Here is a 15,321-nt window from a genome sequence, read left to right as displayed (position 1 = left end):
GTGAACAAGACGCTTAAGAAATACATCATAATACTACTCTCTTTATTATTTTTCTTTGGAAATTATATTAAAATACATGCTGAAAATAATAATTCACAAGTATTAAATAAAATAAACTCTAAGAGTAAAATTGAGATAGTTGGTGATAATTTAGTCCAGATTCCAGTTGTTGGAGAAAGCATTGCGAAGTACAAATTAAAATACGAAGATTTAAACTTAGAAAAGATAAATTCTAAAATTAATTTTGAGATTAATCCCAAAGTACAGGATGTAACAATAAATAAAGATGGCATACTTACAGTAAATACTGGTGCAAATCCAGGGTTGATAACTATAGAATCAAATATAGGTGATAGATGGTCTGGTAAGATAGAAATACAACTAGTAAAATCTTGGATTTATGAGTACGAAAAAAAAGAAAATGTAAAGATTAGACTAGCGAATGCGACTGATGTAAAAGAGATAATTAGCAATAATGAAGAAAAAGCAATAAATACAATAATAATTATATTAAGAATATTGTTATTATTGACTTTTATAGTAATTATTTACTATATAATAACACGTAAGAAGAGATATATTGAAAATCTTACTAACAATATAAAAAAGGAAAACGAGGTATAGTAATGATTTTTTCAAGCGTAACATTTTTATTTTATTTTTTACCAGTCACATTAATCTTATATTATGGCTTATTTTTTTCGAAGTGTTTAAAAAATGGAATTTTATTAATATTAAGTTTAATATTTTATGCTTGGGGTGAACCAAAATTTGTAGTATTAATGATATTATCAATTGTAGTAAATTATTTTCTAGCTTTAATTATAGATGTTTATAGAGATAAAAAAAGTATAGCCAAATTCTTTTTAGTTATAACATGTATATATAACTTAGGGATGCTTTTTATATTTAAATATTTGACTTTTGTTATTAGAAATATTAATCAATACCAAAATAATCCTATTATTATTCCAAACATTGTGCTACCTATAGGAATATCATTTTTTACATTTCAGGCACTATCATATGTTATTGATGTATATAGAAAAAGTGGAGTTGTACAAAAAAATCCTTTTTATGTAGGATTATACATTTCATTTTTTCCACAGCTTGTTGCTGGTCCTATAGTTAAATACAGTACTATAGCTGAGCAAATTAAAAATAGAAAAGAAACATGGGAAAAGTTTTCGGTAGGTACTTGTAGATTTATAACTGGGCTAGGCAAAAAAGTTTTAATATCAAATAGCATGGCAATAGTTGCTGATAGAGTATTTGGTATGAGCGAAATATCACCAATAGCAGCATCTTTAGCTTGGCTTGGCTCTATAGCTTATACGTTACAAATATTCTATGACTTTAGTGGATATTCAGACATGGCTATAGGAATGGGGTTAATGTTTGGGTTTAAATTCGAAGAGAACTTTAATTATCCGTATATATCAAAATCTATATCAGAGTTCTGGAGAAGATGGCATATATCTTTAGGATCGTGGTTTAAAGAATATGTTTATTTCCCTCTTGGGGGATCTAGAGTTCAAAACAAAGATAAGATGATTCGCAATCTTTTAGTTGTTTGGTTGTTAACTGGTATATGGCATGGAGCAGAGTGGACATTTATAGTATGGGGACTGTTAAACTTTGTATTTATAGCTTTTGAAAAAATAATATCTTTTGAAAAAATAGATAAAATAGATGTTTTTAAACATATATACACTTTATTTTTAGTTAATCTAGGATGGGTAATATTTAGATCTGCAAACTTATATGAAGCAGGTAAATATATTTCATATATGTTTGCTTTGAGTCATAATGGATTCTTTAGTGATTATACATTGATGTTTATAAAAGAATATGCTGTATTCTTTGTGCTTGGTATAGTGTTCTCAACACCTATTGCAAAACATGCAAATAAATTAATTGTAGAAAAAACTAAGGGTGTTAAAGTGTTAGAATATGCTTACCCAATTGCAATAATGATATTATTTATTATAGTTACATCTTACCTTGTAAAAGGTAGTTATAATCCATTTATATACTTTAACTTCTAAATAGGGAAAGGTAATTGACATAATGAAAAGATTATTTATTAAAAAAGGAATAACTGCTTTAATATTTATTATATTTTTGATGTTTTTCTCATATCAAAATATAAAAATATCTTCTGGGCCATTAGTAAGTACACTTAAAGAATTTGATTATAGTAATCTTAATTTTGAAACTATAAAAGATCTTATTAATAAAATAGATTCTGTCATTAATGAAAATGTGTATAAAAAGAATGAATATATTGGTTTATATGGATTAACGCAAAATCTTATGGGTAAGAATGAAGAATCAAATTTTGAAGTAGTTAAAGATACTAATGGCTCACTTCACTATACTTATTTTGCTGAAGGACCTAATCCTGTAAATGAGATAGTAAATGAAATGAATACTCTTAAGATAAATATTAAAAATAAAGAAACAAAATTAATATACTTAATGCCTCCGGATAAATACATCAAAGGGTACACGGAATTTCCAAAAGGTATACCATATAACTTTGCAAATGAAACCGCAGATAATTTTATAAAAGGTATTAAGGATAAAGGAATAGATACTATAGATTTCAGAGATGGATTACTTGATAATGGAATACCGAAAGAAGATCTATTTTTTAAAACGGATCATCACTGGAAAATAGAAACATCTTTTTGGGCATATACAAAACTAGTTGATGAGTTAAATTATAAATACAATTTAAACTTAGATGAAGATGGTTTTTATAGAAATAAGGATAATTATAATTTTATAAAATATAAAAATAGCTATGCAGGGTCAATGGCAAGAAAGGCTAGTATATACTACAGTGGAGTTGATGATTTCACATTGATATATCCTAAATTTGATACTAACTTTGAATTTATGTCTCAAACAAAAGATAGAATAGTAAATTTACAAGGTAGATTTGAAGATTCATTAGTTTCGACAATGCCTTTTAATAGTCAAAAGAGTCCTTATGATTTAGAAAAAGATATGTACTCTTCATATCTTACAGGAAATCAAGGGTTCACACATATAAAAAATAAAAATAATCCAAAAGGAATAAAAGTGTTACTTATAAAAGATTCATTTTCATTACCTTTAGCTGCGTTTTTATCAAATGTGTGTTCAGATGTTTATTTAGTAGATCCAAGATATTATGATGATGATATTACTGATTTGACAAATAAATTAAATACTGACTTTGTATTTGTAACATTTTCACCACCAGATTTAACAAGAGAATTTTTTAATTTTAAGAATTAAAGAAAGGTAATGGTCTACACCATTATCTTTTTTTAGAAATATAATATATAATAATTGTAAAAAATAATTTAATAGTGTATAATAAATAAAAGATAATGTATAACATTTATATTCCAATATTAAAAATGTATAATTACAAATACTAACTTATCTGTTTTGAGTGTTGTTATTTTAAAACATGAAAGAAAAATGGTGATCTTATTAGATCACTATTTTTTTTGAAAAATACGAATTATAATAAGGAAATAATCCTAATTATTTTAGTTAACACGATATAAACCAACAAAATAATACAAAATACTACAAAAAATATGAGAAAAATATTGAATTATATCCAGAAACTGATATAATAAGAAAGTAAAAATGATAATAAGCACAAAATAATAAAATAAGTTTGGAAGAGAGGTGGATTATGGATAATTTACTTTTAGATTCACTAAAAAAAGAAATGATAGATTTAAGTGAAGAAATATTTAAAAATCCAGAACTTGGATTTAAGGAGTTTGAAACAAATAAGTTAATATGTGAGAAACTTGAAAAGTATAACATTAATTACATTAATGATATAGCAATAACAGGGATAAAGGCCACAATTGATTCTAAAAAAGAAGGTCCTCATATAGCTTTATTATGTGAATTAGACTCTGTACCAAGTACTGAACATAAGTACTTAGGGAAAAAAGACAACTGTGCTCACTCATGTGGTCACTATGCACAAGTTGGAATGATGTTAGGGACATTTTTAGCACTAAAAGAATCTAATATTATTGAAGAACTTGGTGGAAAGATATCATTTATAGCAACTCCAGCAGAGGAATACTGTGATTTTGAATACCGAGAAAATTTAGTGAAAGAAAATAAAATTTCATATATATCAGGAAAGCAAGAAATGATTAAACTTAATACATTTAATGATATAGATTTAATTTTATCAGCTCACGCAATGCCACCAGGAACAGGTCATTTTGCAGAGGTTAATTCAAGTTTAAATGGATTTTTAGGTAAAAAGATTACATTTAGAGGTATATCTGCACATGCTGGACTTAATCCTTCAGATGGTGTAAATGCTTTAAATGCAGCTAACGTCGCTTTAAGTGCAATAGCGTACCTGAGAGAAACATTTAAAGAAGATGATGCAATAAGAGTTCACTATGTTATAAGTGATGGTGGAGCAAGTGTTAATAGTGTTCCAGATAAAGTTGCAATAGATATGTATATAAGAGCTAAAACTTTAGATGCGATAATGGATGTTAATAAGAAAGTAGATAGAGCATTTAGAGGTGGAGCATTGTCTATTGGAGCAGAAGTTGAAATTACTAATACAGGTGGATACTTACCTTTAACACAAGATGAAAATCTTACAAAAGCAGTAAAAGATAACATGCTTAAATTTATGAATGAAGACAAGATACTATCAGATTGCCATTCATTTGCAAGTGGAGATATAGGTGATTTATCTTATTTACTTCCAACAGTTCAAATAGGTGTTTCAGGTTTTGCAGGAAGAGTTCATGGAAATGACTTCAGAACAGAGGATACTAATATAGCATATGATTTACCAATTAATTATTTTACAGAAACTATAAAAGATTTACTAAAAGATAATGGTAAACGTACAAAAGAGATATTATCAAATTATAAGCAAAGACTTACATTTGATCAATATATAAAATTATTAAATGATACAAATAAAACTGATTTGTATAAGGCGGAGGTTTAAGAAATGTTTAAGAAAAAAATATTATCAACACTTTTAGCTGTAGGACTTAGTGCTACTTTCTTAGTTGGATGCGGTTCAGAGGAAAAGGATGCTGCTTCTAATGGAGAAAAAGTAAATGTTAAATTATTAGTAACAGGAGCTTTAGGAGATAAAGGGTTCAATGATTCAGCAAATGCTGGTATGAAGAAAATAGAAGAACAGTTTGGTGATAAAGTTAATGTTGATGTTGTAGAAATGGGATTTGACCAAACTAAATTTGAACCATCATTAGTAGATGCATCAGAATCAGATGCTGACATAATAATAACTGGTGGTTGGGATATGAAGGAACATGTTGAAACTACAGCAGAAAATTATAAAGATAAAAAGTATATAGTTTATGACACAGATGTTAACTATGACGAGTATGACTTAGATAATGTTTACTCAATGACATATAAGCAAAATGAAGCAGGATTCTTAGCAGGAGCTTTAGCAGCTGCAGTTACAACTAGCGATATGGAACTTGCTAATGAAGAAAAGGTAATAGGATTCGTTGGAGCTAGAGATACATCAGCTGTTATAAATGATTCTTTAGTTGGATACATTGAAGGTGCTAAGTTTATAGATAAAGATGTTAAAGTTGAAGTAGCATATATAGGTTCATTTACAGATACAGCAAAAGCTAAAGAAATAACATTAGCTCAATACTCAAATGGAGCAGATATAGTATTCACAGCAGCTGGACCAGCTTCAGCAGGATCAGTAGAAGCTGCTAAAGATGCAAAAAGATATGTAATAGGTGTAGATAGTGACCAAGCTTTAGCTTATGAAGGAAAAGAAGAGCAGAAATATATAATATCTTCAGCTCTTAAAAATATAGACAACTCATTAGTTGATGCAATGGATGCGTACTTAAATAACTCATTAGAATTCAACACTCATAGTGTATTAGGAATAAAAGAAAATGCAGTAGGGCTTGCTGAAAATGATATATATACTTCAACAGTAAGTGAAGCTATAAGAACAAAAGTAAGTGAAATTGCAAACCAATTAAAAGATGGAAAAGTGGAAGTTAGTAGTGCTTTAGGTATGAAAGAAGCAGATTTAAAAGAAATAATAAAAAATGCTAAGTAATTAGATTAGGATCGGGGTGTGTTAAATGAAGAAAGAAATATTAAAAGTAAGTAATTTAACAAAAGTCTACCCTGGTGGTGTAGTTGCAAACTATAATGTAAATATTGCTATAAATGAAGGTGAAGTTCATGCACTTATAGGTGAAAATGGTGCAGGAAAATCTACTTTAATGAAAATGCTATTTGGAATGATACCGCAGACTAGTGGTGATATATTTGTAAATGGAGAGCAAGTACATTTCTCATCTTCAAAACAAGCTCTAGAAAAAGGTATAGGAATGGTGCATCAGCATTTTATGCTGGTGCCTTCTTTGACTGTAGCGGAAAATTTAATATTAGGTCATGAAACAACAAAATCAGGATTTATAAATATTGAAGAAGCTATAGCGCAAACAGAAGAAATCTCAAAAAAATATAACTTAAAAGTTGACGCAAGAGCTAAGGTAAAAGACATTTCAATAGCAATGAAACAAAAATTAGAAATATTAAAAGCTTTATATAGAGGAGCTAAGATATTAATACTAGATGAACCAACAGCAGTACTTACACCACAGGAGATAGAAGAATTATTTAAACAGTTAAAGTTATTAAAAGAACAAGGATATACAATTATATTTATATCTCATAAACTTCACGAAATAAAAGAACTTTGTGATAGATTAACAGTTTTAAGAGATGGACAAACAATGGGTACTTACACAGTTAGTGAATTATCAGAACAAGAGATATCTAGACTTATGGTTGGTCGTGATGTAGATTTAAACATAGAAAAAACTCAAAGAGACTTTAAGGATGTAGTTTTAAGCGTTGATAACTTAACTGTTAAAAACTCATTCAAAAATGTAGTGGTAAATGATGTAAGCTTTACAGTTCGTGAAGGTCAAATACTTGGTATAGCTGGTATAGAGGGTAATGGACAATCAGAACTTGTAAATGCGATAATAGGTACAACTCCAATAGTAAATGGTAAAATCGCTTTAGGTAAGAATGATATAACTAAAGAATCTATATTAAAAAGACAAGAACTAGGAATATCTCATGTTTCTGAAGATAGATTACATTTTGGTAGTGCACCAAATCTTTCAATTGAAGACAATGCAATATCTAAGATATATGCTTCAAAGGAATTAAATAAAAAAGGATTACTAGACTTAACAAAAGTAAAGGAATTTACAACTAAATTAGTAAAAGAATTTATAGTAAAGCATGATAATACTAAACAATCTATAAAAGATTTATCTGGTGGTAATATACAAAAGGTAATAGTTGGACGTGAGTTTTTATATGATCCAAATCTTTTAATAGTTAATCAACCAACTCGTGGAATAGATGTTGGGGCAATAGAATTCATAAGACATAAAATACTTGATATGAGAGAAGCTAAAAAAGCAATATTACTTATATCATCAGATTTAGGAGAAGTATTATCTTTAAGTGATAGTATAATAGTTATGCATGAAGGTAAAATAGTAGCGTATATGGATGATGCTAAAAATGTTACAGAAGAAGAATTAGGTCTTTACATGCTAGGCGTTAAGCGTGATAGTGATGAGGTAATCGGAGGTGCTTATTATGCGTAAAGACAGTAAATTTAATGTCTTAAAATATTTTGATTTATTAAGATTATTTGTTGCAGTAGGTATAGCACTTGTTATAACAACAGCAATAATATTCATGTGCAGTGAAAATCCAACTAAAGCTTTAGCAACGTTACTTACAGGACCAATAAGTTCGAAAAGATACTTATTTAATGTACTTGAGATGATGGTACCGCTTATGTTTACTGGTTTATCATTAAGTTTAGTTTTCAAATCAGGAAACTTCTCAATGATAACAGACGCTTCATTTTATATGGGGGCTGTAGTAGCATCTTTCATTGCAATAATGATACCACTTCCAAGTGGGATTCATCCAATGGTAGCAATAGTTATAGCTGGATTTATTGGCGGAATTATAGGAAGCATACCTGCATGGTGTAAGGTTAAATACAAAGCAAATGAACTAGTTACATCTTTAATGCTTAACTATGTGTTCTTCTATACTGGATTATATATAGTTAATAAATTCTTAGCAGATAGACAAGCAAGTAACTTTGCCTCACTTAAGTTCCTAAAAACATCAGCTTTATCAAATATAGTTGATGGGACAAGACTTCACACAGGATTTATAATAGCAATAGTAGTTTGTATACTACTTTATATATTCTTAACACGTACTAAGTGGGGATATGAAATAAGAATAGTTGGTTCTAACCCAGAGTTTGCTAGATATTCAGGTATAAATACAAAGAAGGTAATATTATATACTTCATTTATATCAGGATTCGTAGCAGCAATAGGGGGAGCTATAGAAAAGTTAGGTATGTATAGACGCTTCCAATGGGCAACTGCTCCAACATATGCTTGGGATGGGGTTATAATATCTATACTATCATCTAACAATCCAATATTTGTGCCAATAGCGGCATTTTTCTTATCTTATCTACGTGTTGGTGCAGATATAATGGCTAGACAAACAGATGTACAAAATGAAATAGTTGCACTTATACAAGGTGTAATAATACTTTTAGTTACAGCTGAAAGATTCTTATACTTTATAAAACAAAGAAAAGAAAGTCAGTTAGCCTTAGCAAACAACGAAAACAAAGGGGGCGATAAGTAATGGAAGCTCTATTTGCAATATTATTAAAAGAAGATTTTTGGTTTGCTGTTATAAGATCTACAACGCCAATACTTTTAACAACATTAGGTGCTATGATAGCATCTCGTGCTGGAGCTAGAAATATAGCACTAGAAGGTACAATGCTAACAGCGGCATTCGTTGGAGTTGCAGCAAGTCACTTTACACAAAATGCTTTTTTAGGTTTAATATGTTCAGTGATTTCAGGTATAATATTAAGTAATATAATTGCTTATTTTGCACTTAAATTAAAATCTAATATAATTATATCTGGTATATCACTTAATTTAATGGCATCAGGTATGACTATATTTGGATTATATTTATTAACAGGAGATAAAGGAGCTTCTACTTCTTTAAATTCTTTAGCATTACCAAATATTAATATACCAATAATAGAAAATATACCTGTAATTGGAAAGATAATATCAGGTCACAATATACTAACTTATGTAGCATTAGTACTAGTACTGCTTGTATATATAATGTTTAAATATACACAATTAGGGCTTAGAATAAAGGCTGTCGGAGAAAGTCCAGAAGCTGCTGAGTCTGTAGGAATAAGTGTTAATAAAGTAAAATATATAGCACTAACTATGAGTGGAGCATTAGCTGCACTTGGTGGAGCATTCTTATCAATGGGATATGTTACATTATTCTCTGCGGGTATGACATCAGGTAGAGGATATATAGCACTTGCTACTCAGTCCATGGCAGGAGCTAATCCAGTAGTAGGGCTTTTAACTTCAAGTTTATTTGGGTTTGCTGAGAGTATGAGTAATTACTTACAAGGAATAAACCTTCCGATAGAGTTTATTCAAATGCTTCCATACTTAGCTATAGTTGTTATATATGTTGTTTATTGTGCTAATAAAACAAATCAAGAAAATAAAGCATAATATATAAACACAGAGTTCATTATGGACTGTCTCTTAATACTAATTTAGAGGCAGTCCATTTTTATTAGTTCATATAATTTGTTTTTTCTTCCTTGTCGTCATTTAAATAGTCGTTTAGGCTGTAGTAATAATCTACACCATCTTTAAATCTTTCCTCTGATGCATTTGAAGATATTATAATATTAGTTTGATATTCATCTAAAAATCGTCCTAATCTATTATTTGTGTTAAATAAACTATAATTATTATCCATTTTTTTCACTCCATTACTTAAAAAATATAAATCTATCTATTATTTTACTCACTAAAGTAAATAATATTTATGAGTAAGGTTAGAAAAGATATAATGGTATGTAATTTCAAGAATAAAAAAGTATGATAGACAGATAATATTTAAAGAAACATTATTTAAAGAAGGAGAAATTTTAAATGGCAAATTACAATGGCGTTGTTAAATGGTTTGATAATGAGAAAGGTTACGGGTTTATAAAAACTATTGATGGAGAAGATATTTTTGTACATCATTCTAATATAAAAGAAGTAGGTCATAATAAAGATTTACATGAAGGAGAAGAAGTGAACTTTGATGTAGTTCAAGCTGAAAGAGGTCCATCAGCTATAAATGTTCAAAAAATGTAAAAATAAAATAATTATTGAAAATACCTTTTAGAAAAATAAAAGGTATTTTTTATATAATAAAAATCAAGACTTTCCAACTAAATTTAGTGTAAAACTATATTTAGTTAATGAATTAAAAGATGTCATTATATAATTAAGTAAAATCGTTGAAGTAGAGTATTGCTAATTTAATATTTATAACATATTATAAACTTTGTATAAGTAGTAAAAGAAATAAATTAGAAGGATGGTCATAATTTGAAGGAAAATATTAAAGTTTTAGATTTAGATATAAAAAAATGTGAAGAGTCACTAAAATTAAATAATCTATTAGAAATGGTAATAATTATTGAGGAGATGATTGATAAATATAAAAATCAAATAAACTTCTTAACTTCACTAGAGAAGAATAATGTATGGTCATACAAGAAAAAAGATTTAGAGGATTTGAATGAATATTTAAATGAGCATAAAAATAAGCTAACTAATGAATATAAAATATCTGCTCTTAAAGAAGTTTTTGATGATGCTATGAGTGAAATAGAATCAAATACTTCTTTATCTATAGATAAAAAGCTTGAAGTTACCGACATAATAAACAGTATAAAAGATATAAGTTTTAATAGTAAATCTGTAGAAGAAAAATGGGAAGAAATTAGATCATATATTAATTATATTAGTAAAGAAGAATTTATTATAGCTAATAATCTTCTTAACTTAGTCAGTTTTGTATTAAAAACTGATTTATAAGTGCATACTTAAGTAAAAAATTGAAAAATAAAAGAAAGAGCATACCTCGATAAAAATTATATACTGGAGTATGCTCTTATTTTTTAATTTGTATTACTACTTAAATTATAAAGTTCTGCTAATTTTTCAAAAGCAGGAAGTGAATTTATAACAGTATCATATGATACACAATAAGAAATTCTAAAATGACCTGGACATCCAAAGGAAGAGCCAGGGACTAAAAGTAAATTGAATTTTTTTGCATCCTCACAGAATTTTTTATCATCTTCAATTGGAGTTCTAGGGAATAAGTAAAAAGTTCCTTTGGGCTTTACACATGTAAAACCTAAATCAGTTATATGATTATATAAAACATCAAAGTTTCTTTTATAAATATCAATATCAACCTCAGCATCTAAGCATCTAGCAATTACTCTTTGGAAAAGAGAAGGAGCATTAACAAAACCTAGAATTCTATTTGCTATATTAAGTGAAGATATTATATTATCAAAGTCATTCATATCATTATTTACTACCACATATCCAATACGTTCTCCAGGAAGAGATAAGGATTTGCTATATGAATAACCTATAAAAGAGTTTTTGTAGTATTTTAAGATGCAAGGAACTATAGCACTGTTGTAAGTAATTTCCCTATATGGCTCATCTGATATTAAGTAAATATTAGAATTAAACTCTTTTTGTTTTTCTTCAAGTAAATTTCCTAAGTTTTCTAAGAAAGTAGATGAGTATATTACTCCAGTTGGATTATTAGGTGTGTTTATTATTAAAGCTTTAGTTTTAGGTGTTATTGCTATACTCAAAGTATTTAAATCTGGTTCAAAGTTATCTATATTTGTAGGTACAACTACTAATTTACCATCAAAGTTATTTACATAATTACCGTATTCCCCAAAATATGGAGCAAATGTTATAACCTCATCATCAGGATTTAATAATGTCTTTAAAATTATATTTAATCCTCCAGCAGCCCCACAAGTCATAATTATATTTTCAAAACCTAAACTAAGGCTTTCCTTTTTATTTAAATATGATGCAATAGATTCTCTTACATCTTCATATCCAGAGTTATTCATATATCCGTGAACTAAATTTGCAGATTCAGAATTCAATATTTCATTTATAATCTCTTTGATTTTCTCTGGAGGTTCTACATTTGGATTACCTATACTAAAGTCGTAGACATTTTCAGATCCATGAATTTGAGCTAGTTTTTTGCCTTCTTCAAACATTGCTCTTATGACAGAGTTTCCTTTAAGAAGAGTTTCCATTTTATTTGATATCATTGTAATAACACCCCTTATAAATTAATTAAGTATATTTTAGCATATTTTAATAAACTATTTGTCAAAATAATCAGCATATTTTTAAAAATTGCAATTAATTAAAATAATTAAATATATTAAAAAATATAATATATAAAATATAAATTGTATATCACTATTATAAAGATATGATTTATTTCATTAAACTATATCTTAATTTAAATAAAATCAATTATAATAATATAAAGTTAAAGTGGAGGTAAGAATATGAATTTAGGACTAATTGGATTTGGAGAAGTGGGGAAATCTTTTGTTAAATTATTAAAAATTAGAGAAGAATTATTAGATGGAATAAAGTTAAATTACATAATAAAGAGTAACGGTGGAATATATAATCCTGAGGGATTGGATATAAAATCAATAATAAATCATATTGATAAGAATATTAAACTAGAAGAACATCCTAACTGGAAAAACATAAATATTGATAACATAATAGAAAATAAAGATATTGACTGTTTAATAGAGTTAACAAGTACAAACATAAAAGATGGAGAACCTGGATATACTCATATAAAAAAGGCTCTTACAAATAAAATACATGTTGTTACAGGGAATAAGGGTCCGATAATTCATTATTATAAGGAGTTAAAATCTATAGCAGATAACAATAATAGAAGTCTTAAAGTTGGGTGTACAACTGGAGGAGCATTACCCTCTGTAGATGTTGGAAATAGTTGTTTCAAAGGCTCAAAGATTATAGAAATACAAGGAGTGTTAAATGGTACAAGCAATTATATTATCGAAGAAATGACTAATAGTAAAATTACATATATAGAAGCATTGGAAAAAGCACAGAGTTTAAAAATAGCAGAAGCAAATCCATATTTAGACGTAAGTGGATATGATACAGCTGCAAAAATGCTAATTATATCTAAAGTAGTTATGGATTTAGACATTAAAGACATATATGTAGAAGGAATAGAAAATATAGGTCTTTATGAAATAGAAAATGCAGAAAAGGATAATAAGAAGATAAAACTTATTGGAAAAATATCATCAGATAATAAAAATTTTATAATTGAAGTTAAACCACAATTAATAGACAAATATCATCCACTATACTCAATCGATGGAAAAAATAAAGGGGTTTATTATAAAACTGATATATTAGGAGATTTAACTATTATTGGAGGGGCTTCTTCACCATTAAATGCAGCTTCATCAATTTTAAGGGATTTGATTAGTATTTGCTAATATATTAAATATTTTAATTATAATAAAAATAAAAAAATACGTTGACAATATACTGCATATTGTATACAATATTCTTGTAAGAAAAAAAGAAGTAACGGAGATGATTAAAAATGAAAAAAATAGAAAGAATAATATCTACATTAAAGGGTATATCAAAATACATACTAGTAAATGAAAGAATAAATAGTCAAAGATGTGTTGCACAAAATGTAAACACGACTAAAACTATAATAGAGCATAACTAAGCTTATAATCCTGATGATTTATATATATATATTCCAAAAAAAGGTTGAACTAAATATAGTTCAACTTTTTTTTATTATAAAAAATGGAAAATGGTAGCATAATGTGAAGAGTAGAGTAGTTTTTATTAAATTATTTTATAAACCTATTTATGCTACAATAGGTAATATATAAAAAAATAAAGGGTGATTAGATGTCGCATATAAATGTTAAAAAGGCTTATAAAAGTTTGGAAGAGAGATTAAATAGGTTTCCTCAGGGTGCACCTCCATCAGATACTTTGTATCAGATATTATCAATATTATTTACTGAGAAGGAGGCAGAACTTGTTGCTCAATTGCCAATAAAGGCATTTAGAGTAAAGACAGCTGCTAAAATATGGAGCGTAAGCGAAAGTGATGCCCTAAAAGTATTAGATAAACTAGCTAGTAAAGCAATATTATTAGATTTAGAAGATGATAAGGGGAAACAATACATATTACCTCCACCGATGGCAGGATTTATTGAGTTCGCTTTAATGAGAACTAGAAATGATATAGACCAAAAACTTTTAGCAGAACTATATTATCAATATTTAAATGTAGAGGAAGATTTTATAAAAGACTTATTTTATTCTGCTGAGACGAAGTTAGGTAGAGTTTATGTACAAGAAGAAGTTTTAACCAATGAAAATGAAGTAACAATATTAGATTATGAAAGAGCTAGTCATATTATCGAAGAAGCTAAGCATATTGCTGTAGGAATGTGTTACTGCAGGCACAAGATGCAACATGTTGGAAAAGCATGTGATGCTCCAATGGATATATGTATGACTTTTAATGGAACAGCAAATTCTTTAATAAAAAACAACTATGCAAGAAGAATTGATGCTTCAGAATGTAAAGAATTGCTACATCAAGCATATGAACATAATTTAGTTCAATGTGGTGAAAATGTAAGACAAGGTGTAAACTTCATTTGTAATTGTTGTGGATGTTGTTGCGAAGCTTTATTAGCTGCTAAAAAATTTGGTAATTTGCATCCTGTAGCAACTACAAGTTTTATTCCAAGTATAAATGATAAGACTTGTGTCAAATGCGAAAAATGTATAAAAGCATGCCCAATCGGAGCTATTAGTAAGATGAAAAATAAAGATGAAATAATCATTAAAGTTGATGAAGATAGATGTTTAGGATGTGGAGTTTGTGTTAGAAACTGTAGTAAAAGAAGTATTACATTATTAAGAAGAAAGGAAAAAATAATTACTCCTGCCAATTCAGTACATAGAGTAGTTCTTATGGCTATAGAAAAAGGACAGCTACAAGAACTGATATTTGATAATAAAGCTTTAAGTAGCCATAGAGCTATGGCAGCTATACTTTCTGCAATATTAAAATTACCTCCAGCTAAAAAGATGCTAGCAAGTCAACAGATGAAATCTATTTATTTGGATAAAATACTAAGTATGAATCAAAAGTAAATGTTAAAAATAAGCAATTATGTTAAAA

At 27.9% G+C, this 15,321-nt stretch carries 15 protein-coding genes; 13 read left to right on the top strand and 2 right to left on the bottom strand.

Annotated elements, in window-relative coordinates:
* The 8 genes from H8923_RS08705 (at position 1) to H8923_RS08670 (ending at position 9,701) form a co-directional block, all read left to right on the top strand.
* Positions 1-624, top strand: a complete 624-nt coding sequence (locus H8923_RS08705; RefSeq protein ID WP_153971694.1) for a hypothetical protein — start codon at positions 1-3, stop codon at positions 622-624.
* Positions 625-626: 2 nt separating this feature from the next.
* The gene (locus H8923_RS08700; protein WP_153971695.1) at positions 627-2,048 is read left to right on the top strand and encodes an MBOAT family O-acyltransferase; all 1,422 of its coding nucleotides are present in this window, start codon (positions 627-629) and stop codon (positions 2,046-2,048) included.
* A gap of 22 nt (positions 2,049-2,070) precedes the next feature.
* Positions 2,071-3,288, top strand: a complete 1,218-nt coding sequence (locus H8923_RS08695) for a DHHW family protein (protein WP_153971696.1) — start codon at positions 2,071-2,073, stop codon at positions 3,286-3,288.
* A 412-nt stretch (positions 3,289-3,700) separates the two neighbouring features.
* Entirely contained in the window at positions 3,701-5,008 is a 1,308-nt protein-coding gene (locus tag H8923_RS08690; RefSeq protein WP_153971697.1) for an amidohydrolase, read from the top strand.
* 3 nt (positions 5,009-5,011) lie between these two features.
* Positions 5,012-6,124: a BMP family ABC transporter substrate-binding protein gene (locus H8923_RS08685; protein WP_153971698.1), complete on the top strand. Its 1,113-nt coding sequence runs from the start codon at positions 5,012-5,014 to the stop codon at positions 6,122-6,124.
* Between the two features lie 25 nt (positions 6,125-6,149).
* The gene (locus tag H8923_RS08680; RefSeq protein WP_153971699.1) at positions 6,150-7,703 is read left to right on the top strand and encodes an ABC transporter ATP-binding protein; all 1,554 of its coding nucleotides are present in this window, start codon (positions 6,150-6,152) and stop codon (positions 7,701-7,703) included.
* On the top strand, positions 7,696-8,784 hold the full coding sequence (locus H8923_RS08675) for an ABC transporter permease (RefSeq protein WP_153971700.1): 1,089 nt from the start codon (positions 7,696-7,698) through the stop codon (positions 8,782-8,784). The genes H8923_RS08680 and H8923_RS08675 overlap by 8 nt, the downstream gene beginning before the upstream one ends.
* Positions 8,784-9,701 (top strand): ABC transporter permease, encoded by a 918-nt coding sequence (locus H8923_RS08670; RefSeq protein ID WP_153971701.1) that lies wholly within the window; start codon positions 8,784-8,786, stop codon positions 9,699-9,701. Before H8923_RS08675 ends, H8923_RS08670 begins: the two co-directional genes overlap by 1 nt.
* 64 nt (positions 9,702-9,765) lie before the next feature.
* On the opposite strand, the gene H8923_RS08665 is transcribed toward H8923_RS08670, so the two are convergent.
* Entirely contained in the window at positions 9,766-9,954 is a 189-nt protein-coding gene (locus H8923_RS08665) for a hypothetical protein (protein WP_153971702.1), read from the bottom strand.
* A 176-nt stretch (positions 9,955-10,130) separates the two neighbouring features.
* On the opposite strand from H8923_RS08665, the gene H8923_RS08660 reads away from it, so the two are divergent.
* Complete coding sequence (locus tag H8923_RS08660) at positions 10,131-10,340, top strand: cold-shock protein (RefSeq protein ID WP_153971703.1); 210 nt, start codon at positions 10,131-10,133, stop codon at positions 10,338-10,340.
* Between the two features lie 237 nt (positions 10,341-10,577).
* Positions 10,578-11,069, top strand: coding sequence for a hypothetical protein (locus H8923_RS08655; RefSeq protein ID WP_153971704.1), 492 nt, complete (start codon positions 10,578-10,580; stop codon positions 11,067-11,069).
* A gap of 83 nt (positions 11,070-11,152) precedes the next feature.
* On the opposite strand, the gene H8923_RS08650 is transcribed toward H8923_RS08655, so the two are convergent.
* Positions 11,153-12,355 (bottom strand): pyridoxal phosphate-dependent aminotransferase, encoded by a 1,203-nt coding sequence (locus tag H8923_RS08650; RefSeq protein WP_153971705.1) that lies wholly within the window; start codon positions 12,353-12,355, stop codon positions 11,153-11,155.
* Between the two features lie 246 nt (positions 12,356-12,601).
* Between H8923_RS08650 and H8923_RS08645 the strand changes: the two genes are divergently transcribed.
* The 3 genes from H8923_RS08645 to H8923_RS08640 all read left to right on the top strand — a co-directional run bounded on the left by H8923_RS08645 (position 12,602) and on the right by H8923_RS08640 (position 15,293).
* Positions 12,602-13,591 (top strand): homoserine dehydrogenase, encoded by a 990-nt coding sequence (locus H8923_RS08645; RefSeq protein WP_153971706.1) that lies wholly within the window; start codon positions 12,602-12,604, stop codon positions 13,589-13,591.
* 110 nt (positions 13,592-13,701) lie between these two features.
* Positions 13,702-13,836, top strand: a complete 135-nt coding sequence (locus H8923_RS17500; protein WP_263457705.1) for a hypothetical protein — start codon at positions 13,702-13,704, stop codon at positions 13,834-13,836.
* Positions 13,837-14,027: 191 nt separating this feature from the next.
* On the top strand, positions 14,028-15,293 hold the full coding sequence (locus H8923_RS08640) for a 4Fe-4S dicluster domain-containing protein (RefSeq protein WP_153971707.1): 1,266 nt from the start codon (positions 14,028-14,030) through the stop codon (positions 15,291-15,293).
* Positions 15,294-15,321 lie beyond the last annotated feature (28 nt).

It is taken from the genome of Romboutsia faecis (genome assembly GCF_014323405.1).
Classification (GTDB): domain Bacteria; phylum Bacillota; class Clostridia; order Peptostreptococcales; family Peptostreptococcaceae; genus Romboutsia_E; species Romboutsia_E faecis.
This window is presented reverse-complemented; position numbering and strand designations above follow the sequence as displayed.

Bases quoted from the DNA above. Each gene is read 5' to 3' on its own strand.
- H8923_RS08700 (WP_153971695.1), top strand. From the start codon at position 627: ATGATTTTTTCAAGCGTAACATTTTTATTTTATTTTTTACCAGTCACA.
- H8923_RS08695 (WP_153971696.1), top strand. From the start codon at position 2,071: ATGAAAAGATTATTTATTAAAAAAGGAATAACTGCTTTAATATTTATT.
- H8923_RS08690 (WP_153971697.1), top strand. From the start codon at position 3,701: ATGGATAATTTACTTTTAGATTCACTAAAAAAAGAAATGATAGATTTA.
- H8923_RS08685 (WP_153971698.1), top strand. From the start codon at position 5,012: ATGTTTAAGAAAAAAATATTATCAACACTTTTAGCTGTAGGACTTAGT.
- H8923_RS08680 (WP_153971699.1), top strand. From the start codon at position 6,150: ATGAAGAAAGAAATATTAAAAGTAAGTAATTTAACAAAAGTCTACCCT.
- H8923_RS08675 (WP_153971700.1), top strand. From the start codon at position 7,696: ATGCGTAAAGACAGTAAATTTAATGTCTTAAAATATTTTGATTTATTA.
- H8923_RS08670 (WP_153971701.1), top strand. From the start codon at position 8,784: ATGGAAGCTCTATTTGCAATATTATTAAAAGAAGATTTTTGGTTTGCT.
- H8923_RS08665 (WP_153971702.1), bottom strand. From the start codon at position 9,954: ATGGATAATAATTATAGTTTATTTAACACAAATAATAGATTAGGACGA.
- H8923_RS08660 (WP_153971703.1), top strand. From the start codon at position 10,131: ATGGCAAATTACAATGGCGTTGTTAAATGGTTTGATAATGAGAAAGGT.
- H8923_RS08650 (WP_153971705.1), bottom strand. From the start codon at position 12,355: ATGATATCAAATAAAATGGAAACTCTTCTTAAAGGAAACTCTGTCATA.
- H8923_RS08645 (WP_153971706.1), top strand. From the start codon at position 12,602: ATGAATTTAGGACTAATTGGATTTGGAGAAGTGGGGAAATCTTTTGTT.
- H8923_RS17500 (WP_263457705.1), top strand. From the start codon at position 13,702: ATGAAAAAAATAGAAAGAATAATATCTACATTAAAGGGTATATCAAAA.
- H8923_RS08640 (WP_153971707.1), top strand. From the start codon at position 14,028: ATGTCGCATATAAATGTTAAAAAGGCTTATAAAAGTTTGGAAGAGAGA.